Source organism: Corynebacterium sp. ACRPJ (assembly GCF_022347345.1).
GTDB lineage: Bacteria > Actinomycetota > Actinomycetes > Mycobacteriales > Mycobacteriaceae > Corynebacterium > Corynebacterium tuberculostearicum_D.
This window is the reverse complement of record NZ_JAKRNC010000002.1, coordinates 98,449-117,619: the sequence shown is the minus strand read 5'-3', so window position 1 is coordinate 117,619 and position 19,171 is coordinate 98,449. Positions and strand designations below refer to the sequence as shown.

General features: G+C 60.0%; 20 protein-coding genes. 5 read left to right on the top strand and 15 right to left on the bottom strand.

Translation table 11 applies throughout. From position 1 onward, the window contains the following. The first annotated feature begins 116 nt into the window (after window positions 1-116). Window positions 117-638 (top strand): hypothetical protein, encoded by a 522-nt coding sequence (locus MHY08_RS01875; RefSeq protein ID WP_239235026.1) that lies wholly within the window; start codon window positions 117-119, stop codon window positions 636-638. A 66-nt stretch (window positions 639-704) separates the two neighbouring features. Here the strand turns inward: MHY08_RS01875 and MHY08_RS01870 are convergent, their stop codons facing one another. From MHY08_RS01870 to MHY08_RS01860, 3 genes are read right to left on the bottom strand one after another with little or no spacing between them, the layout of a single operon-like run. Then, a complete protein-coding gene (locus MHY08_RS01870) occupies window positions 705-1,388 on the bottom strand; it encodes a transglycosylase (protein ID WP_239235024.1) in 684 nt (227 codons plus the stop codon). 2 nt (window positions 1,389-1,390) lie between these two features. After that, window positions 1,391-2,245 (bottom strand): ATP-binding cassette domain-containing protein, encoded by an 855-nt coding sequence (locus MHY08_RS01865; RefSeq protein ID WP_239235022.1) that lies wholly within the window; start codon window positions 2,243-2,245, stop codon window positions 1,391-1,393. Beyond that, a complete protein-coding gene (locus MHY08_RS01860; RefSeq protein ID WP_049359605.1) occupies window positions 2,232-2,600 on the bottom strand; it encodes a GntR family transcriptional regulator in 369 nt (122 codons plus the stop codon). The genes MHY08_RS01865 and MHY08_RS01860 overlap by 14 nt, the downstream gene beginning before the upstream one ends. An 84-nt stretch (window positions 2,601-2,684) precedes the next feature. Between MHY08_RS01860 and MHY08_RS01855 the strand changes: the two genes are divergently transcribed. Beyond that, complete coding sequence (locus MHY08_RS01855; protein ID WP_239235020.1) at window positions 2,685-2,828, top strand: hypothetical protein; 144 nt, start codon at window positions 2,685-2,687, stop codon at window positions 2,826-2,828. 132 nt (window positions 2,829-2,960) lie between these two features. Continuing rightward, window positions 2,961-6,392, top strand: a complete 3,432-nt coding sequence (locus MHY08_RS01850; RefSeq protein ID WP_239235018.1) for a pyruvate carboxylase — start codon at window positions 2,961-2,963, stop codon at window positions 6,390-6,392. Window positions 6,393-6,564: 172 nt separating this feature from the next. Here MHY08_RS01850 and MHY08_RS01845 read toward each other — a convergent pair whose 3' ends face one another. The 7 genes from MHY08_RS01845 to MHY08_RS01815 form a co-directional block, all read right to left on the bottom strand. Continuing rightward, entirely contained in the window at window positions 6,565-7,689 is a 1,125-nt protein-coding gene (locus MHY08_RS01845) for a DUF1648 domain-containing protein (RefSeq protein ID WP_239235016.1), read from the bottom strand. Then, the gene (locus MHY08_RS01840) at window positions 7,686-8,063 is read right to left on the bottom strand and encodes a GntR family transcriptional regulator (RefSeq protein ID WP_204610055.1); all 378 of its coding nucleotides are present in this window, start codon (window positions 8,061-8,063) and stop codon (window positions 7,686-7,688) included. The genes MHY08_RS01845 and MHY08_RS01840 overlap by 4 nt, the downstream gene beginning before the upstream one ends. 141 nt (window positions 8,064-8,204) lie before the next feature. Continuing rightward, a complete protein-coding gene (locus MHY08_RS01835; protein ID WP_239235014.1) occupies window positions 8,205-9,227 on the bottom strand; it encodes an ABC transporter permease in 1,023 nt (340 codons plus the stop codon). Next, window positions 9,224-9,805 (bottom strand): ATP-binding cassette domain-containing protein, encoded by a 582-nt coding sequence (locus MHY08_RS01830; RefSeq protein WP_239235012.1) that lies wholly within the window; start codon window positions 9,803-9,805, stop codon window positions 9,224-9,226. Before MHY08_RS01830 ends, MHY08_RS01835 begins: the two co-directional genes overlap by 4 nt. A 42-nt stretch (window positions 9,806-9,847) precedes the next feature. Then, a complete protein-coding gene (locus MHY08_RS01825) occupies window positions 9,848-10,291 on the bottom strand; it encodes a hypothetical protein (protein WP_239228922.1) in 444 nt (147 codons plus the stop codon). A gap of 23 nt (window positions 10,292-10,314) precedes the next feature. After that, on the bottom strand, window positions 10,315-12,078 hold the full coding sequence (locus MHY08_RS01820) for an acetyl/propionyl/methylcrotonyl-CoA carboxylase subunit alpha (RefSeq protein WP_239228934.1): 1,764 nt from the start codon (window positions 12,076-12,078) through the stop codon (window positions 10,315-10,317). 156 nt (window positions 12,079-12,234) lie between these two features. After that, window positions 12,235-13,098 (bottom strand): sulfurtransferase, encoded by an 864-nt coding sequence (locus tag MHY08_RS01815; protein ID WP_150850515.1) that lies wholly within the window; start codon window positions 13,096-13,098, stop codon window positions 12,235-12,237. 248 nt (window positions 13,099-13,346) lie between these two features. On the opposite strand from MHY08_RS01815, the gene MHY08_RS01810 reads away from it, so the two are divergent. Together MHY08_RS01810 and MHY08_RS01805 are read left to right on the top strand one after the other, a co-directional pair. Beyond that, window positions 13,347-14,408, top strand: a complete 1,062-nt coding sequence (locus MHY08_RS01810; RefSeq protein ID WP_005326737.1) for a Cj0069 family protein — start codon at window positions 13,347-13,349, stop codon at window positions 14,406-14,408. An 88-nt stretch (window positions 14,409-14,496) separates the two neighbouring features. Continuing rightward, window positions 14,497-15,390, top strand: coding sequence for a DUF4282 domain-containing protein (locus MHY08_RS01805; protein ID WP_239193353.1), 894 nt, complete (start codon window positions 14,497-14,499; stop codon window positions 15,388-15,390). A 111-nt stretch (window positions 15,391-15,501) separates the two neighbouring features. On the opposite strand, the gene MHY08_RS01800 is transcribed toward MHY08_RS01805, so the two are convergent. The 5 genes from MHY08_RS01800 to MHY08_RS01780 are packed head-to-tail and all read right to left on the bottom strand — an operon-like array spanning window position 15,502 to window position 18,971. Then, a complete protein-coding gene (locus MHY08_RS01800) occupies window positions 15,502-16,242 on the bottom strand; it encodes a hypothetical protein (RefSeq protein ID WP_239228937.1) in 741 nt (246 codons plus the stop codon). Between the two features lie 15 nt (window positions 16,243-16,257). Beyond that, window positions 16,258-16,674: a DUF3151 domain-containing protein gene (locus tag MHY08_RS01795; RefSeq protein ID WP_239193357.1), complete on the bottom strand. Its 417-nt coding sequence runs from the start codon at window positions 16,672-16,674 to the stop codon at window positions 16,258-16,260. Window positions 16,675-16,705: 31 nt separating this feature from the next. Then, window positions 16,706-17,293, bottom strand: coding sequence for a nucleoside triphosphate pyrophosphatase (locus tag MHY08_RS01790; protein WP_239193359.1), 588 nt, complete (start codon window positions 17,291-17,293; stop codon window positions 16,706-16,708). After that, complete coding sequence (locus tag MHY08_RS01785) at window positions 17,293-17,502, bottom strand: acyl-CoA carboxylase subunit epsilon (RefSeq protein WP_005322545.1); 210 nt, start codon at window positions 17,500-17,502, stop codon at window positions 17,293-17,295. The genes MHY08_RS01790 and MHY08_RS01785 overlap by 1 nt, the downstream gene beginning before the upstream one ends. A gap of 8 nt (window positions 17,503-17,510) precedes the next feature. Next, complete coding sequence (locus tag MHY08_RS01780) at window positions 17,511-18,971, bottom strand: acyl-CoA carboxylase subunit beta (RefSeq protein WP_204610038.1); 1,461 nt, start codon at window positions 18,969-18,971, stop codon at window positions 17,511-17,513. Between the last annotated feature and the right edge of the window lie 200 nt (window positions 18,972-19,171).

Genomic DNA, 19,171 nt, shown 5'->3' with positions numbered 1-19,171 from the left:
GCCCATTGCGCTTCGCCGGAAGGTTTTGTGTCGCAGCAAGCTCGATGCGGACATTCATCCCAGGCGCGTTGCTGTAACGCGTTCTGTCGGCAATAGCGAGGTGTTATGGTCAGGTCATGACAGGCAAACATGGCGCGTCCGAGGGAATCGGTATTGCAGAGCTAGATCTTTCAAAGATCGGAAAATATTTGACTCCGCGTCTTGATAGTTTCACTGCCTCGGACAACCGTTACTTTCACGAAGGAACCTGGAAAGAACCCAAATTCACGGTTGTTGCTATTGCTCGCCATGAAGTAGCTATCGATACTGTCATAGCCGTTGAGGCTGACTTCGAGGCCGGCTTGGCTTTTGCTGGGTATGAAGTGGTGGGGGCTGGTATGCGTTACGGCGCTACCTTGAGTGAGTTTGTCCTGTATAACGCAGTGGCTTCACATCTTTGGGCAGACCAGCTGGCCGGGGATTACCCAATCGGACAAATCGATTTCACGACTCCCGATAAAATCACCTGGCCGACGCACTACGAACACGAGATTTATCTGCACACCGTGGAAGAGCGACTTGAGTTCAGCCAAGGCAGACTTGGAAGTGACGATTTCTGGCTGAATTCGGATTTCATCGAATCACTCAATCGTGGATGAATCTTCTTTGGCATGGAATTTGAAATAAGTGCGGGGTAGTAAGCCCCGCACTGGCTGAGTTTTGCTCTAAGGCTGGATGTGCCGCGCAATGAAGTGGATGCCAGCCGAGCAAATGACGATGCTTAAGCCCGTGAAGAAGAATAGGCCGGGCCAGGGGGCGCCAATTCTCATTTCCCCGAAAGCCTCGATAAGGGTAATCAGGAGACCATTTGCTAGAGCAAGGCCCACAATAATGCCGATGATGAACAGAATCCGCGCTAGGAGGGAGCTTTGATTGGCGCTACTTACCACCGACCCTATGAGCGCGCCAATATATCCGACCAGCAGGTGACCGCAGGCGAAGCTGCCGTACGTGGCTATGTAGCTAAGAATGGGACGTGTGCCGAATACGCTGGAGGTAACAACCCAGGAAGGAAAAATATCGTCCCCGCCCTGCCGTGCGATGTAGTAGATAACCCAGGCTACAGCACCGAAACTAAGTGAGCCTAACCACAATGTTGCATGCATGCTGGCGAGCCATTTGCGAGGTCTTATTCCTAAACCGCGCAAAGCACGATACTCGGTCGCAGCGAAAGCGCAGTAGATTCCCCAGAGAAGGATCGCTACAAAGTCCCAGTAAAACCCTGCTGGACCCACTGCCGAGGAGTCATTCCTCAATAAGTAGGGCAGGGCCCACAGCAACACGACGATGATGCTTATGACGATGAGCGCCTTGGTGGCGTTGAGATTAAAGGTCTTGAGTGTCTGCATGGCTAGGACTCCTCTTGTGGGGTGCGGGCGGATTCGTGGGCGCGGGAGACAAGGGAATCAATGAGTTGGCCGTCGTCGAGGTAGGAGACGGTGACCTGGGCGGCGGCTGCGGTATCGGCCGGGAACGGGGTCGGGCACCAGGCGTGCACCTTGGCGGTGGAGCCAAGGGAGGAACGGTGGAGGGGGAGGGCGTCGGCAAGCGCGAGTGCTTGCTCCACGTCCTTGGTGCTGCCGCTAAGCACGGGGTAGTGCGGCCTTTGGGATTCCAGGTCGGTGGGCTTATTGACCGTGCCGTCGTGCACGGTAATGACCTGGTCAACCAGACCGACGAGGTCCTCGGCGCGGTGAGAAGAAAGCAGCAGCAGCCAGTCCTGGGTGCCGGAGGCGTGGGCGATAATGAGCTCGCGCAGGCGCGTGCGCGTCGGCGCGTCCAGGCCGTTGAAAGGTTCATCGAGGAGGGTGACCGGCGTGCGCGCAGCCAGGGCAGTGGCACAGGCAACCAATTGGCGCTGGCCGGTGCTCAAAGAGCGGTTCTTGCTGCGCTTATCGATGCCCATCTTATCCAACAGCTCCTCCGCATACCCCACGGCGAATCCCTCACGTACGTGCTCTGCGGCGCGCAGGTGCTGGCGCACAGTGGAACCGGAGAGCAGAATATCGGCTCCGGTGCGCGCGATCCCCACCTGTGGGGTATCGATGCTGCCCTTGGTAGGAAGGAATCCCGCTACCGCACGCAAGAGCGTGGTCTTGCCCGCGCCATTGGGGCCGATAAGCCCATACATGCCGGCGGTGAGCTCTAGGTGTGGCACGTGCAAGCGGCGCTTGCAGGTGACGTTCTTCAACTTAAGGTGCGTCATGATGGTCTCCTTCGGCTTCGATGAGGTCGGCGATATCGCTGGCGCTTAAGCCCAGCGCGGCTCCTTCTTTCAGGAGGGGAACGATGAAGTCTTCCCTGAGTGATTCTTGGCGTTGATGGCGAACCTTCTCGCGCGCGCCTTCGCGTACAAACATGCCCAAGCCGCGGCGTTTTTCCAGCAGCCCTTCCTCGAAGAGGACGGTCAGTGCCTTGGCGGAGGTAGTGGGATTGACGGAATGGAAAGCCGAAAGTTCATTGGTGCTAGGGGCGCGTTCTCCCTCTGGGAGTTCGCCGGAAATAATCATGTCCCTGATTCCTCCTGCCAGTTGCTGGTAAATAGGCCGGGTGTCACTCATGCTGCGGCCTCTCTAATTCGTGGCATATGACTCCCTTTCTGGTGTATGGGTTAACCACCTATGTGGGTAACCATATAGGTGTTTATGAATCTGGTCAATACGAAGCGGGTTGGTCTGGCAGGTGTCCCCGCTGCATATTTTGTTGAACCAAAAATTTACAACATTTACAGGAAGGTCAAGCGCGTTATTACTGGTCGGGCTGCAGAAATCTCTCAGACGTTGCTTTAATCGCTGGTTGGTGTGGCGAACTCCGCTTGAAAATGGGCAGACAAGAAAGGTTTCGATCTCTAAACTGAGATACGGATCACCCAACAGGAGGCGTTGCATCGCGGCGTCTTCCGAGCTGAAAGGAACACAGAAGTGGCTAATCCCGCGCTTCCATCGTTCAAAAAGATTCTGGTAGCCAACCGTGGCGAAATCGCCGTGCGTGCATTCCGCGCTGCTTTTGAGACCGGGGCAAAGACCGTCGCGGTCTATCCTCGCGAAGACCGTAACTCCTTCCACCGCGCCTTCGCGGATGAAGCCGTCCGCATCGGCGGTGAGGGGCAGCCGGTCAAGGCATACTTGGACATTGATGAGATTATCCGCGCCGCCAAGAAGGCCGAAGCGGATGCCATTTACCCCGGCTACGGATTCCTTTCGGAGCGCGCAGATCTAGCCCGTGCGTGTGAGGACAATGGCATTAAGTTCATTGGCCCGACCCCAAGCACGTTGGATCTCACCGGTGATAAGGCTGCGGCAGTTAGTGCGGCGAAGGAAGCTGGGCTGCCGACGTTGCAGGACTCGGAGCCATCGACGGACGTCGATAAGCTGGTGGAATACTCCAAGGACTTTAACTTTCCTGTCTTCGTTAAGGCTGTCGCCGGTGGCGGCGGGCGCGGCATGCGCTTCGTGGAATCCGAGGATCAGCTGCGCGAAAAGGCGGCCGAGGCTTCGCGCGAGGCGGAGGCGGCGTTCGGTGACGGCAGCGTGTACCTGGAGACTGCGGTCATTAAACCACAGCACATCGAGGTGCAGATTCTGGCCGATAGCCAGGGCAACGTGGTTCACCTCTTCGAGCGCGACTGCTCGGTGCAGCGCCGCCACCAGAAGGTGGTAGAGATTGCGCCGGCGCCGTCGCTGGATTCCGAGCTGCGTGACCGCATTTGCCAGGATGCGGTGAAGTTCTGTGAGCACATCAATTACGAGGGTGCGGGTACCGTGGAATTCCTCGTCGATGAGCGTGGCAACCACGTCTTCATCGAGATGAACCCGCGTGTGCAGGTGGAGCACACCGTGACCGAGGAAATCACCGGCGTAGACATCGTCAAGGCCCAGATGAATATCGCGGCCGGCGCATCGCTGGAAGATATTCACCTCGCCCAAGACAAGATTTCCATCACCGGTTCTGCCCTGCAGTGCCGCATCACCACCGAGGACCCGAATAACGGCTTCCGTCCCGATACCGGCACGCTGACCGCGTATCGTTCGCCGGGCGGCGCCGGCGTGCGCCTAGACGGTGCAACTTCCGTGGGCGCAGAGGTTTCGCCCAACTTCGACTCTCTGCTGGTGAAGATGACCTGCCGTGGCGTCAATTTCGAGCAGGCCGTGCAGCGCGCCCAGCGTGCGCTCAACGAGTTCTATGTCTCCGGTGTGGCCACCAATATTGGCTTCCTGCGCGCCCTGCTGCGCGAGCCGGACTTCACCCAGACCCGCGTGGACACCGGATTCATCAACGCGCACCCGCACTTGCTCAAGGCACCGCCCGCAGTCGATGAGTCTGGTCGAATCCTCGAATACATCGCGGAGACCACAGTTAATAAGCCCAACGGTAAGCGCCCGACGGCTCTGCGCCCATTTGATAAGCTCCCCGAGCTAGACCTTTCCGAGCCGCTACCGCGCGGTTCCCGCGATGATTTGCTCGAGTTTGGACCACAGAAGTGGGCAGAAAAGATTCGCCAGCAGGATGCGCTGATGGTTACGGATACCACCTTCCGTGACGCCCACCAGTCCCTGTTGGCCACCCGCGTTCGTGGCACTGCTTTGGTTTCTGCGGCCGAGGCCGTAGCGCGCATGACTCCGAACCTCTTCTCCGTTGAGGCTTGGGGCGGTGCGACTTATGACGTCGCCATGCGCTTCCTCCACGAGGATCCGTGGGTCCGCTTGGACTTGCTGCGTGAGGCCATGCCGAACCAGAACATCCAGATGCTCCTGCGCGGCCGCAATACCGTGGGCTATACCCCGTACCCAGATTCGGTCTGCCGTGGCTTTGTCCAGGAAGCAGCCAAGTCCGGCGTGGACGTCTTCCGCATCTTCGACGCACTTAACGACGTCTCTCAGATGCGCCCCGCCATCGATGCCGTACTCGAGACCAGTACCACCGTTGCTGAGGTGGCCATGGCGTACTCCGGTGACCTTGCCTCGCCGAAGGAGAACTTGTACACGCTGGATTACTACCTCAAGCTGGCCGAACAGATTGTGGAATCTGGCGCCCATATCCTCGCCATCAAGGATATGGCGGGTCTGCTTCGCCCTGAGGCTGCTTCCAAGCTGGTCATGGCGCTACGCAAGGAATTCGATCTGCCGGTGCACGTGCACACGCACGATACCGCGGGTGGCCAGATGGCTACTTATTACTCGGCCGCCCTGTCTGGCGCAGACATTGTCGACGGCGCCTCCGCGCCGCTGGCCGGTACCACCTCGCAGCCGTCGCTGTCCGCCCTTATTGCCGCGTTCTCTCAGTCCAAGCGCGATACCGGCATCGACCTGCAGGCCGTATCGGATCTCGAGCCCTACTGGGAGGCCGTGCGCCAGCTCTACGCCCCATTTGAGAACGGTATCCCTGGCCCGACCGGTCGCGTGTACAAGCATGAGATTCCAGGCGGCCAGCTGTCCAACCTGCGTGCCCAGGCCGCTGCCCTTGGCTTGGCGGACCGCTTCGAGGTCATCGAGGACACCTATGCAGCAGTCAATGAGATGCTGGGCCGTCCTACCAAGGTCACCCCGTCCTCCAAGGTTGTGGGCGACCTCGCCCTGCACCTTGTCGGTGCAGGCGTCGACCCTGCGGACTTCGCTGCCAACCCCACCAAGTTCGATATTCCGGACTCGGTCAACCAGTTCCTCCGCGGCCAGCTCGGTACCCCTCCGGGCGGTTGGCCGGAGCTGCGCGATAAGGTGCTCGATGGCCGCGAGGAAACCGGCGCCCAGGTGAGCGAGGTTCCTGCGGAAGAGCAACCGCATCTGGAATCCGATAACTCGGATGAGCGCCGCGCCAGCCTGAACCGCCTCCTGTTCCCGAAGCAGTTCGAGGAATTCAACGAGTTCCGCCGCAAGTACGGCAACACGGAAGCATTGACGGATACCACCTTCTTCTATGGTCTTACCGAAGGCGAAGAAAAGGTCGTCCACTTCTTCCCGGAGGACTCCACCGATCGCGCCGACCTCAAACAGGTCGTGGTGCGCCTCGACGCCGTGGGCGAGCCGGACGAAAAGGGCATGCGTAACGTGGTTCTCAACGTCAACGGCCAGATTCGCCCGATGAAGGTCCGCGATGAGAACGCCGAATCCACGGTCGCTACCGTAGAAAAGGCCGACCCCTCCAACGAGGGACACGTCGCCGCACCATTCGCCGGCGTGGTCAACCCCACCGCCAAGCCTGGCGACGAGGTTAAGGCCGGCGATCAAATCGCCGTCATCGAGGCGATGAAGATGGAAGCATCCATTTCCGCCACCAAGGATGGTGTGGTCGAGCGTGTAGCCATCGGCCAGGCCACCAAGGTGGAAGGCGGCGACCTCATCGCCGTTATCAACTAACTGACTGACGCCAGCGCCCCGCTTCCTTCGAGCAAACCTCTAGGAAGCGGGGCGCTGTGCTGTCTGTAGGCGGCTTTTCGCGATTTTCGTCCATATAAACCACCAAAACCGTCGACGAAATCGGTGGTTTATATGGACGAAAATCTTGATTCAGCGGGGAGGGCTAAAATTTTCAGCCTAGTAGGAAAGGTAGCGCTATTGAGCCGACCAGAACCAGAAGCGTGATGATAAGGAATGCCTTGGCCTGCCAGCGGGCGAAGTTGAACGACACGCCTGTGCCGAAGCGCTTATCCCCTAGTACCGCCGGATCCTCCGGGTTGTAGTACATAACGCCCCATTTATAGAGGTGGTCATTGTCCGGTGATTCTTTGTCTTCATCGGGAAAGCGGATTCCACGCAGTTGCTCAGATAATTGAGATTGTTTGTAGAGAAGAAATGCAACCAGTCCGATGCTGCCACCGATGGTAAGCACCAACATCGTGATAACGGCGGCGCCGTTGAATCGCTGAAATTGCGGTACAGGGCCGGTTACTTGCATGAAGGCCATGCCGGCACACATGAGCAGGGTGAGAACTCCCATTCCGGTATTCGTGAAGGCGAGGTTGGCCTCGTTGCGCAGCCGAGCTTTAATGCTGCGTTCTGAACGTGGGGATACCTCACTATGTGCGATAAAAGAGCAGATGATGGCGAAAAGCAAGAGCATTCCTAAGGCGATGAAGGAGATAGAAAATACGCTGCCGATATTCTTTTCGCTCCAATTATCCGCCTCCATGGAAGAATTCCAGTGCACTGGAACGGGGTCAGGAATATCGGACCAGTGGGAAGAGGTGATGATGGCACCGGCCGCGATGCACAACAGCGAGGCGAGCATTGTTATCCACGGAAAAGTCGGCGTGGGGATGCCTTCGAATTCGGGTGTGCCAATGGCGTTGGTGGAAACACGAGCAGCGATGGTGGTTTCGACCTCGTCGAACCAACCGCCGGTCTTTTTCGCCGCGATGATGCGGCGGCGTTGAGAGATGTAGGCCCACAAGCCGCCGAGCGTCACCAAGAGGGACGGTACGGCGGCGAGGAGTGGCAATTTCCAGGCAAAGAGGGACAGAATTGTTGCCGCGATGCCGCAGCCCCAAGTATGGACCTTGTATCCAGCAAGAGCAGAGGTAACTGCACTATCGGAAAGGTAGTCCTTTGGCACGCGCACACCGAGCGGTGTGCCGGGTGAGGCAAGGGAGGGGGCTTTGGCCATAATCCAAGTAATTGCGAGAGTTGTGGCGGCCATTAAGAGGGCGAAAATCATGACGATACTTCCAAGTGTTTAAGAGTGGAGCTGAGGTGGGTGTGGAGCTCATCTGGGCTAAAGCCTTGGGCACGGGCGAGCGCAACTACTCGGCCTAATTGCTCAGCTAGTTGTCTTTCTTGAGCCTCGGTGTGAGCGCCGGGTCTGACGATGGAGCCGGAGCGGCCGGCGGTTTCAATGAGGCCGTCAGAGACCAAGAGGTCGTACGCCTTTTTTACGGTGGCTGGGTTGATGCCTATGTCTTTGGCGACGCGGCGGACAGGATCTAACTTGTCGCCATCAGAGAGCTGGCCGCGAGCTATGGCCAGTACTAATTCATCGTGGATTTGTTGGAAGACGGGGACATCTGAATCGGGGTTGAGGTTAATGAACATCTGTCACCTCCAATCTTTAGTCTGTATTACTTATGGTAACACACACTGTGTTATGTGAGGTAATACAGAATAAAGCTCAAAAGAAATCCCCAGGTATGTGCAACTTATTGAAGTGACGTACCTGGGGAAAGTGCAGGGCGACTAGAAAAAGAGGACCACAGCTATGGCCGCAATGCCGTAGCCACCGCGCAGGAAGTAACCGAAGACTTCGGGGGAGAATGAAGCACCGAATCCGCCGGTGTCGATGATGTTCATAGTGGTCACTCGCGCTGGGCGGGAGCGCTTGAAAGAGGCATAGGTAAGTCCTAAACAGCACGCGGCGAGTACGAGTACAGGCAGCTTCCACACGGCGGCGATGAAGGCGGTACCGAGAACGGTGGCACCGGCTGTCGCGGTCAAGGGAAGTCCCCAGTCGGGCCAGGTTCCGTCGATGATGCGGCCAAAGGATGCGGCGCGGCCGGTGGCGGCGCTGACGATGGTCCATGCGGCAGCGAATCCCATGAGCCCCAGGCTGCCGAGTTGTGGGACAAGGCCTAGAGTGAGGCCGATGACAGCTACCGCGCCGAGCGGGATGTACCAGCGGCGGTATAGGCGCCGGAAAAAGAGGCAGCTGGGCGACGCCGTGGCGCGCGAGCTGGGGCGCAGGCGCGCCGACTGGGAGGCAATGGCATCGGCAGAAACCTCAGAATCCAAAAGCCCAAAGGAAGACGAGCCGACGGCACGGGTGCGGCCCGCACGAAGAAGCGAGGCGAGGTCGAAGGAACGCCAGCCGAGCGCTATGCGCAGCAAGGGGAGGGCCATCGCCGCATAGAGCGGAAGGCGCAGCGACGTGCACAGGGCTAGGCCGAGGAGGCTCACGCCGGCGAGCTGGGCAATGGACAGCTTATCGACGCCCCGCATACGCCCCCGCGGCCTGTCCACATAGACCCACCGGCTGAGCGAAAGGCTGCGCAGCGGATAGAGCGCTTCAAGAAGAACGATGAGGGCGAGGGAGCCGAACGCAGCGCCAATGGTCGCGGTGGCGGGAAGAGACGCGGCTGTGCGCTGCGCGAGCGAGGGCAAAACCTCGGCGGCATTCTGCCAAGCGTAGACACTGACGCTCGCGATTAGCGCCGCGATAAAGGCGTAATAGATGGTCGAAGAGGCGTGGGATAGAAGCTTCATGAAATTTCCACCACTTCATCACAGGCATCGAAGATGGCCGGAGAGTGGGAGGCCAGCACTACACAGCGACCCTCGGCGGCGAGGTGGCGCAGCTCCTCGGCCAAGAAGGCGGTCCAGGTGTGGTCAAGGTGGCGCTCGGGTTCGTCGATAAGCAGAGCCTTGGCCGGCTGATAGAGCTGGGCGGCGAGGTAAACGCGCTGGCGCTGGCCAGAAGAAAGGTCGCTGACCACGGAGTTTAGGATGGCGTCGTCGATAGCCCAGAGCTCATGGACCTCGGCAAAGTCTACGCCGGAGCGGCGCGAAAGCAGGGTGAAGTGTTCGCCGACGGTGAGGTCGGGCAAGAAGACCGGGTCCGCGACTGCGATGACGGAGCCGGCGGCCTCTGCGCTGCCGGGCCCGGTGCCGTCGATGGTAACGGTGCCCTCGAGTGGGGCAATCTCGCCGCTCAACGTCTGCAGCAGCGTAGATTTACCCGCACCATTGGGGCCCTTCAAGCCGTATACGCGACCGGCGTCGAAGGTGCGATTCAGGCGCCCTAAAGCGGTGGAATGTCCATAAGTTGCATCTATTTTCAGCATCGTAGCTAGGTTAGCAGGAGGGCGGCCGGACCTAGGGGCGAGCTAGAAGCGGCGGAAGAACTTACCGGGGTCGAGCTCTTCAAATCCGGGCAAGGGCTCAGCGGAAGAGATGCCGGGGGCAGTCTGCTCGGCCGCGAGGTCGATGGCGTTGGCAATAAGCAACTCGCGGGCGGCGGGGTCATCGCTGGAGACGATGAGCTCGGGAATGTCTTCGGGGTCGAAGGGGGTAAGCCAGGTGGCGTCGTCAAGCGGGTGGGCCGAGGGATCGCCTAAGAAAGCTGGGCCTTTGTCGGCGGCGGGATAGTAGCGCAGGAGCGCGGCGCCGCGGGGAGCAACGGTCGGGTCCTCGTTGGCGGCCATGGGCAGGGCGATGACCCCGCCGTCCACAATCGGGGACCAGTCCGCAATAGAAGAAGGGAAGAGGCCCGCAAGATAGTCGCGGTCCTCTTCCTTGGCCAAGCGCACGCCGAGAGAAGAATCAGTCATTCTTCCAAGGCTAGCGGGGCAGGCTACTTGATTTCCAGCAGTACGCTGCCCTTGGTGGTAGAAGCGCCTGTTTCCACGGCCAAGCCGGTAACGGTGCCGGCCTTATGTGCCTTGACGGGGTTTTCCATCTTCATGGCCTCGAGCACGAGGAGGACCTCGCCCTCGGTGACCTCTTGGCCTTCTTCGACGTTGACCTTGATGACCGTGCCCTGCATCGGGGAGGTAACGGCATCGCCGGATACAGCGGCCTTGGCGCTGGAGCCCTTGCGCTTCTTCTTTTTGCGTGGGGTTCCATTGGCGCCGAAGGAGGCAGGGAGGGCAACCTCGATGCGGCGGCCATCGATTTCCACGGTGTGCACCTGGGGAGGCTCTGCGTCGGCGGCTTCGGCATCGGTGGACTCATCGTGGGCGGGCAGTTGGTTATCCCATTCCTCTTCGATCCACTTGGTGTAGACGCCGAAGTTGCCGTCTTCTGCAGCGAAGGCGGGGTCAGCAACGACAGCCTGGTCAAACGGGATAACGGTGGGCAGGCCCTCCACCGTGTACTCGGACAGGGCGCGGGCGGAGCGACGCAGCGCGGTCTCGCGGTCTGGGCCCCAGACGATGAGCTTGGCCAGCATGGAATCGAATTGGCCGCCAATAACGGAGCCCTGGACGACGCCGGAATCAACGCGCACACCCGGACCCGCTGGCTCGGAGTACTTCACGATGGTGCCAGGAGCTGGCATGAAGTTCGCCGCGGCATCCTCGCCGTTGATGCGGAACTCGAAGGCGTGGCCACGCGGGGTGGGGTCTTCCTTGAGCGAGAGCTCGTGGCCCTCAGCGATGCGGAACTGCTCGCGCACGAGATCGAGACCGGTAGTTTCCTCGGACACTGGGTGCTCCACCTGCAGGCGGGTATTGACCTCAAGGAAGGAGATGAGGCCATCGGCGCCTACTAGGTATTCCACGGTGCCTGCGCCGTAGTAGCCGGCCTCGCGGCAGATGCGCTTGGCGGACTCGTGGATGGAGGCGCGCTGCTCATCAGTGAGGAAAGGAGCCGGGGCTTCTTCGACCAGCTTTTGGAAGCGGCGCTGCAGGGAGCAATCGCGCGTGCCGACGACGACTACGTTGCCGTGCTTATCCGCCAGTACCTGGGCCTCGACGTGGCGGGCTCGGTCCAGGTAACGCTCTACGAAGCACTCGCCGCGACCGAAGGCGGAAGTCGCCTCACGGGTGGCGGATTCAAAAAGCTCCGGGATTTCCTCTGCGGAGTAGGCGACCTTCATGCCGCGGCCGCCGCCGCCAAAGGCAGCTTTAATGGCTACGGGCAGGCCGTATTCCATGGCGAAGGACTGCACCTCATCAGCGCCGGCTACCGGATCCTTGGTGCCTGGGGCCATGGGGGCTTCGGCACGCTCGGCGATGTGCCGCGCGGTAACCTTATCGCCCAAGTCACGGATGGACTCGGGGGAGGGGCCGATCCAGGTCAGGCCGGCGTCGATGACGGCCTGGGCAAAGTCGGCGTTTTCAGACAAGAAGCCATAGCCGGGGTGGATGGCATCGGCGCCGGACTTTTCTGCGGCGTCCAGAATCTTGTCAAAGACGAGGTAAGACTCGGCAGAAGTGGTGCCGCCGAGGGCAAAGGCTTCGTCGGCAAGCGAGGCAAAAGGTGCCTGGGCGTCTGGCTCGGCGTAGACGGCGACGGAGGCAATGCCAGCGTCGCGGGCCGCGCGGATCACGCGAACGGCGATCTCACCGCGGTTCGCCACGAGAACCTTAGAGATCTTTTTGGTTTCTACTGCCACGGCAGCAACCTCCTGAACACATTAGGTTGAATACGCAATCTATTCTTGCACACAAAAGCATGAGTTAATTTTCACGCACGCGAGTGGGGATGTTTTTGAACAAAAATAAACCCACATCCCTGCCGGATATGGGTTTATGTGGCGAAACCGAAAAAGTTAACGCTCAATCGGCATTTTCACCATATTGCCCCACTCAGACCACGAACCATCGTAGACCTGCGTCTTTGTGAATCCCAAAAGATGCGTCAACACAAACCAGGTGTGCGCGGCCTGCGCACCTACGTGGGAGTAGAGGATCGTTGCAGATTCAGGCTCCAACATTCCGTAGTTGACCTTGAGCTCCTCGGCCGAGCGGAAGCAGGAGTTGGGATAGTTGGAACGGTCCCACTCGAGGTTAATGGCGCCCGGGATGTGGCCGTGGCGCATGGTGGTGCCGTAGGCGGAATCGCCATTGGGATCGTGCTCGGTGGCCTCGCCCGCAAACTCCTCTGGGGAGCGGGTATCCACGAGCGCTCCTTCGGACTCGCGCACCTGGTCTACGAAGGCACGCAGGACGGAATCATCGCGGCTTACCTCGGGGTATTCGGATTCGGGGAAGTCCGGCACCATGAAGGAAGTATCGCGTTCCTCGGCCATCCAGGCATTGCGGCCGCCATCGAGCAGGCGAACATCCTTGTGGCCAAAGAGGGTAAATACCCACAGGGCGTAGGCGGCCCACCAGTTGGACTTATCGCCATAAAGGACGATCGTATCGTCGGCATTAATGCCCTTGTCTCGCATCAAGGCAGTGAACTCTTTGCCATCGATGAAATCGCGAGTAAGTGGGCTCAATAGCTCCGTGCGGAAGTTGATGCGGGTGGCGGTGGGGATATGGCCAATGTCATAGAGGAGCGAGTCTTCATCGACCTCGATGACGCGCAGGCCCTTGATGCCTAGGCGTGCGGACAGCCACGGTGCAGACACGAGGCGCTCGGGGTGTGCGTATTCCTGAAATGGGGGATAGGGATCAACGTCAGCCACTGTCCGCCTGCCTTTCCTATAAGGGTTAGTAATTTGCTCCCACCACTTTAACCCGAATTTTCCCGTGGTGATCACTCGGGGATTATTCCTGTGGTGTGTGATACAGGGCTCCGCCAGGGAAATAGGGGCGCCGGCCGGCGGGGTTAGTCAGAGGGGGCAGTTGGCCGCGCGGGGGAGGAAAAACTGGGATAAACTACGGATATGGTGCGACAACGTGCTATGAACACCACCTAAGAAGGGAACTGCTAGTGCACAAGGCAATCGTTGTATTTGAGGTAGAGGGCGGCTCCGATAAAGGCGCAGATGGTCACCGTAAGGACACCATGCCGATCGTCAATGCGATCAAGGAACAAGGCTGGGATGCGGAGGTCATCTACTTCCACCCAGACAAGGCAGAGGAGATCTACGCCCAGGTTTCTGAAAACTTTGATGCTTATATCTCTCGTGTGAACCCAGGCAATATCCCCGGTGGCGAAAAGGGCTATTTCGAATTGCTCACCAAGCTGGCAGACGCCGGCCTGGTAGGCATGTCCACTCCGGCGGACATGATGGCCTACGGCGCCAAAGATGCACTGGTCAAGCTCAATGACACCCCTCTGGTGCCGGACGATACCGCCGCGTACTACGAGGTAGAAGAGCTGCACAATACTTTCCCCACCTCGCTGTCTTATGGCGAGCGCGTACTCAAGCAGAACCGCGGTTCCACCGGTGAGGGCATCTGGCGCGTGCGCCTTGCGGACCAGGAGCTTGCCCAGTCCGTAGAACCGGGCACCGCGCTCCCGCTCGACACCGCCCTGAAGTGCACCGAGGCAGTAGATAACCAGACCCACGATTATAAGCTGGGCGCCTTCATGGACTTCTGCGACCAGTACATTGAGGGCGATAACGGCATGCTGGTGGACATGCGCTTTATGCCGCGCATTGTGGAAGGTGAAATCCGTATTCTCCTCGTGGGAGATGAGCCGGTATTCATCGTGCACAAAAAGCCAGCGGAAGGCGGCGACAACTTCTCTGCCACGCTCTTCTCCGGCGCAAAGTACACCTACGATAAGCCGGAATCTTGGCCGGAGTTGCTCGAGATGTTCGAGAAGGCTCGCCCCGTTATCGCAGAGAAGCTCGGCGATACCAAGGACGTTCCGCTAATTTGGACCGCGGACTTCATGCTTGACGATGCCCCCGATGGCACCGACACCTATGTCCTCGGCGAGATCAACTGCTCCTGTGTTGGCTTCACTTCCGAGCTAGACATGGGCATCCAAGAAAAGGTTGCCGCCGAGGCAATTCGTCGCGTTCAGGACGCGAACGCCTAGCGCACGCTGTATTCTGCCAAGTGGCCCCACGGGTGACCGTGGGGCATTTTCCTACCATCCCCCTAAAGCATTTTCTAAGGACCAGATTATGGCTGATAATGATTTCAACTCCGACGGGTTTCCGAAGGATTTTTCTCCGCGCGATTTTTCTGAAACCCCGCGTCACCGCGCCGAGGACGCTGCGAAAAGCGCCGAAGGCGCCGGTGCCTCCGAGGTGAATGAGACTAAGGAATTCGGCTCTACCGATGCCAAGGAGACGAAGTCTTTCGGCCACACCGATAAGCCTGGTGAGCCTGGAAATTCGAGTGACCTTTCCTCCCCGAAGCCGAGCGCGGAGGGCAACTCCTCTGACTTCTGGGCCTCCTCGAAGTCCTCCACCCCAAGCGGGGGCGCTGCCTCCCGTGCGCATAATCCATTTACGGATTCGGCATCGTCGGACGCTGCTGCGAACGGCGATCAATTCGGCTCCGCCCAGTCCGCTAACGATCGGCCGGTTTTCGGCGGCTATACCCAGCAGCAGGGCACGAGCCAGGGATTCGGACAGTTCCCGCAAGCAGGCGATGCCACTGCCGATTCCGGCCAGACTCTCGGTAATAAGAAGAACCAGATGAGTGACGCCCTCAAGGGCTTGGGCAAGAAAGACGGCCTATTGGGCGGACTCTTTGAGTTCGAGTTCAAGCACTTCCTGACACTTACCCACGTGAAGGAAATCTACAAGGTTGCCATGATCCTTGGTGGCATCATGTGGATCCTTCACCTCCTCGGTGCCTTCTTGTTCGCCACCGGCATGGGCATTTATGGCATTCAGGAAGATTCCGCGTCCGCCATCTTCGGAAGCATCTTTGCGTTCATCTTCCTGGCGGTACTGAGCACTGTCATTTACTACGCAATCATGGTCGCCATCAGGCTATTCCTGGAAGCCATGGTGGCTAACGTGCGCATCGCCCAAAACACCGGCGATATCCTGGACAAGATGGACTAGCGCTGTAATGAGCTGCTTGCGCAATTAAGCGAGCAAAGGCGAGCGCCCCGGCGGGATTCCGCTGGGGCGCGCTTTGTTACAGGCAGAGACGTTTAAGTGCCGGCCTAAAAGTTAGTCGTAGGTGCCAAGCTGGTAGCTGGGAAGGTCAACCCACATCTTGTTGAATTCCGCGACTTCACCGGATACCGGTTCGAGGGAATCGCCCTGTGCCCGCAAGCGCACAGTGTGGTGGGCGGTAATGCCCTCTGCGGTGGTGCGGCTGCGCTCTCCCCACGTGAAATCGACCTCGTTGTCTGAGACCGGGGTGATGCTCTCTACCTTGTGGAAGATGGACATGTCCTTGGCCGGAGCGCCATTGACGTAAAAGGCTATGCCATCAGCAATCGAAGCGCCGGTGCCCGCCGGACCGTTCAAGTCACCCATTGAGCCGCGGAAGATGATCCAGCTGATCGTGGCGCACGGGTCATAGGAGTTGTCGATATCGGCGATCCAGTAATTGAAATCGCTGCCGTCATCGGCGGGCATGCGCCCGGGGGCCGTGCCAGAGGCGTAGACCTTGCGTGGGTCGTTGGGCAGCTCCGTGCACTCGCTGTCCTTGCCCTTCTCCTGCTGCTGCGTGGTTTCCTCCTCGTCCCCGTCGGTGGACTCAGATGGGGAGGGTGCTGCTGCGGAATCCGCATTCTCCCCGCTGGAGGACTCGTCCTCGGCAGGTGCTTGGCTGGAAAAGACCGGCGCTGGGGAGGAAGAAGAATCCTCCTGAGCAGCGCAGGCGCTCAGCGCGAACGGCGCGGAAGCGGTGAGCAGTGCGGCAGCGGAGAAACGGCGTAGGCAGCGCGGTGTCACGGCAGGCATGCGGGAACTCCAGGATTAGTCGAGGAGGGTGGCGACGGAGTCTGGGTCGGCGTCGGAAAGCATCTGGCGAATGCGGTCGTATTCGTCGTCCTCGCCGATGGCCTTGGCGGCGTGGCCGAGCGCGGCGATGGCGCGTAGGACTCCCTGGTTCGGTTCATGGGAGAAGGGGACAGGGCCCCAACCCTTCCAACCATTGCCACGCAGGCGGTCGAGGCTGCGGTGGTAGCCCGTGCGCGCGTAGGCGTAGGCGGTGATGAAAGCGGACGGTTCAGAGCCTTCCTGCTCCTTGAGCTCCTGCTCCGCCAGGAGCGCCCACAGCAGCGGGGAATCGGGGTGGGCAACAATGCCGGCGGCGAGATCCGAGGTGGACTCTGCGCCGGGATCGGCCGGCAGCTCAATGGGTTTCGGGGCAAGCATGTCTTTCATTTCCATGTCACCCCACTGTAGCGACGCCCGCGCGCTGCTACCAGAAATCAGAGACGTTCAGATCAAAGGCATAGAGCGCGCGGCGCACCACCGGCAGAGAGAGCCCGATAACGGAGGAAGGATCGCCTTCGATGCGGTCAATGAACCAGCCGCCCATGGCCTCCAAGGTGAAGGCACCGGCGCAGTGCAGAGGCTCGCCGGAGTGGGCATAGGCTGCGATATCGGCATCGCTGGCCTGGGCAAAGTGCACCGTGGTGGTGGACGTTTCCACATGGCGCTTATCGCCAAAGATGAGGCAGTGGCCGGTCAGCAGCTCGGCTGTGCGGCCGGCTTGCTGGTGCCAGCGCTCAATGGTGGCTTCCTCGGTATGGGGCTTGCCTTGTAGCTCGCCGTCGAGCAGCAGCATGGAATCGCCGCCGATAACGGGCTCGGTGGGGTAGCGCCCGGCCACCTTTTCAGCCTTGGCGGTGGCGAGGGCCGCCACGATATCGGCCGGCGGGTGGCCCGCGAGCGAGGCTTCGAGGGAGCGCTCGTCAATATCGGCCGGCTCCAATACGGGCTCCACGCCCGCGCCGCGCAGAATAGACGCGCGCGAGGGTGATTGGGAGGCGAGGATAAGTCGCATTAGAAGTACCGGACGGTATGGAAGGCGGAGGGGTTGTAGACGCGCTGCGCGCCAAAGCGCTCGAAGCGCTCGGCTGGGTTACCCCATTCATTGCGTTCTCCGGTAGCGCCCGAGTGCTTGGCGCTCATCTGCGCCAATACGGCGCGCAGGGCCGCGAGCTCATCCTCGGTGGGATTGCCCTTGACTACCTTGATTTCCGGCGTAGACATTTCCCCTCCTAAACGGTTCCGTGCTTCTTCGGTACCTGGGCCACGGCCTTGCGCTCTAGCAGGCGCAGGCCTTCTACCAGGTAGTGGCGGGTTGCAGTTGGCTCGATAACATTATCGGCCAGCCCGCGCTCTGCTGCGGCATACGGGTGCAAGAAGAGCTCGTCCATCTCCTCTTCCTTGTCCTCCGAGCCATAAATGGCCAGGGAAGCTTGGGAGGCCTGGGTGACGGCAATTTCCGCGGTGGGCCATGCGTAGACCAGGTCCGCGCCGAGGTCCTTGGCGCCCATAAATGCGTAGGCCGGGCCAATGGCCTTGCGGGTGATCACAGTGAGCTTGCCGACGCTCGCTTCAGCCTGCGCATAGGCAAACTTCGACGCTCTGCGCAGCAGGCCGGCCTTTTCCTCTTCCGGGGTAGGCACAAAGCCTGGGGAGTCCACGAATTCCACGATGGGAGTATTGAAGGCATCACAGGTACGCACGAAGCGTGCGGCCTTTTCTGCCGCGGCGGAGTCCAAGGCGCCGGCCAGCGCCAGCGGCTGGTTGGCAACGATGCCGACGGCGCGGCCATCGATGTAGGCAAAACCGGTAAGGATGTTTTGTGCGGCCTCGGCGGAAAGCTCGAAGAAGGAGCCTTCATCGACGACAGCCTTGATGACCTCGCTCATGTCATAGGCCTGCGCGGCGGTATCCGGGATGACGCTATTGAGATCAAAGTCCGCGACGCTACCGGCATCCACGCGCGGCGCCGCGGCGCGGTTATTGGCGGGGAAGTAGGCCAAAACATCGCGCACGAGGGACAGAGCCTGCTTGTCGTCGCTGGCCACCAGGTGAGCAGTGCCAGACTCTGCGTGGGCTGCGGCGCCGCCAAAGGTCTCTGGCTCAGCGCCGGCCACGTGGCTGGCGGCCTGGTGGAGGGCGGTGCCCTGGGTGACTACGAGGACATCGGCAAACGTCGGCGCGAACGCCGCAATGCCGCTGGTATTGCCCGCGACAACGGAAATCTGCGGGATAAGGCCCGAAGCCTGGGAGACACGCGCCATGAGGCGGGCGTATCCGGCCATGGTGACGATGCCCTCTTGCACACGCGGGCCGGTGGATTCATAGATGCCGATGATGGGCACGCCGGTCTTGATGGCGAGGTCATATACCTTGGTGAGCTTTTCGGCATAAACCTCACCCATCGTGCCGTCGAAGATTTCGCCGTCCTGGCTAAAGACGCAGACGCGGCGGCCGTCGATAGTGCCGTAGCCGGTCACTACGCCATCAGTATAGGGGCGGTCATGCTCGCGACCGAAGTCGGTAGAGCGGTGGCGGGCTAGCGCGTCCGTTTCCACGAAGGAGCCCTCATCGAGCAGCTGCGTCACGCGGGTGCGGGCGGCCGGCTCGCCTTCTCCCAGCGGCGCGCGGGACTCGGCGAGCTTGGCGTCCAGGTCCTCGATCTTGCCGGCGGTGGTTTTCAGGTCAGTCATAGGCCCCCACATTACTAGCGCACCCCGGTCAATGCGGAATGGAACGCTGCGGGGACGCGGTGCGGAAAATGATTGGGTGGCAAATGCCACTACAGTGTGGGCAGTGCATGGAACCTGGGAATTTCTTGGGTGGTATTAGGTTGAAAGGCCCTAATCTGGGGGTGGTGTCTCCTGTAAACATTTAACGGTGCCGGGCAGGT

Bases quoted from the DNA above. Each gene is read 5' to 3' on its own strand.
- MHY08_RS01875 (WP_239235026.1), top strand. From the start codon at position 117: ATGACAGGCAAACATGGCGCGTCCGAGGGAATCGGTATTGCAGAGCTA.
- MHY08_RS01870 (WP_239235024.1), bottom strand. From the start codon at position 1,388: ATGCAGACACTCAAGACCTTTAATCTCAACGCCACCAAGGCGCTCATC.
- MHY08_RS01865 (WP_239235022.1), bottom strand. From the start codon at position 2,245: ATGACGCACCTTAAGTTGAAGAACGTCACCTGCAAGCGCCGCTTGCAC.
- MHY08_RS01860 (WP_049359605.1), bottom strand. From the start codon at position 2,600: ATGAGTGACACCCGGCCTATTTACCAGCAACTGGCAGGAGGAATCAGG.
- MHY08_RS01855 (WP_239235020.1), top strand. From the start codon at position 2,685: ATGAATCTGGTCAATACGAAGCGGGTTGGTCTGGCAGGTGTCCCCGCT.
- MHY08_RS01845 (WP_239235016.1), bottom strand. From the start codon at position 7,689: ATGATTTTCGCCCTCTTAATGGCCGCCACAACTCTCGCAATTACTTGG.
- MHY08_RS01840 (WP_204610055.1), bottom strand. From the start codon at position 8,063: ATGTTCATTAACCTCAACCCCGATTCAGATGTCCCCGTCTTCCAACAA.
- MHY08_RS01835 (WP_239235014.1), bottom strand. From the start codon at position 9,227: ATGAAGCTTCTATCCCACGCCTCTTCGACCATCTATTACGCCTTTATC.
- MHY08_RS01830 (WP_239235012.1), bottom strand. From the start codon at position 9,805: ATGCTGAAAATAGATGCAACTTATGGACATTCCACCGCTTTAGGGCGC.
- MHY08_RS01825 (WP_239228922.1), bottom strand. From the start codon at position 10,291: ATGACTGATTCTTCTCTCGGCGTGCGCTTGGCCAAGGAAGAGGACCGC.
- MHY08_RS01805 (WP_239193353.1), top strand. From the start codon at position 14,497: ATGGCTGATAATGATTTCAACTCCGACGGGTTTCCGAAGGATTTTTCT.
- MHY08_RS01800 (WP_239228937.1), bottom strand. From the start codon at position 16,242: ATGCCTGCCGTGACACCGCGCTGCCTACGCCGTTTCTCCGCTGCCGCA.
- MHY08_RS01795 (WP_239193357.1), bottom strand. From the start codon at position 16,674: ATGGAAATGAAAGACATGCTTGCCCCGAAACCCATTGAGCTGCCGGCC.
- MHY08_RS01790 (WP_239193359.1), bottom strand. From the start codon at position 17,293: ATGCGACTTATCCTCGCCTCCCAATCACCCTCGCGCGCGTCTATTCTG.
- MHY08_RS01785 (WP_005322545.1), bottom strand. From the start codon at position 17,502: ATGTCTACGCCGGAAATCAAGGTAGTCAAGGGCAATCCCACCGAGGAT.
- MHY08_RS01780 (WP_204610038.1), bottom strand. From the start codon at position 18,971: ATGACTGACCTGAAAACCACCGCCGGCAAGATCGAGGACCTGGACGCC.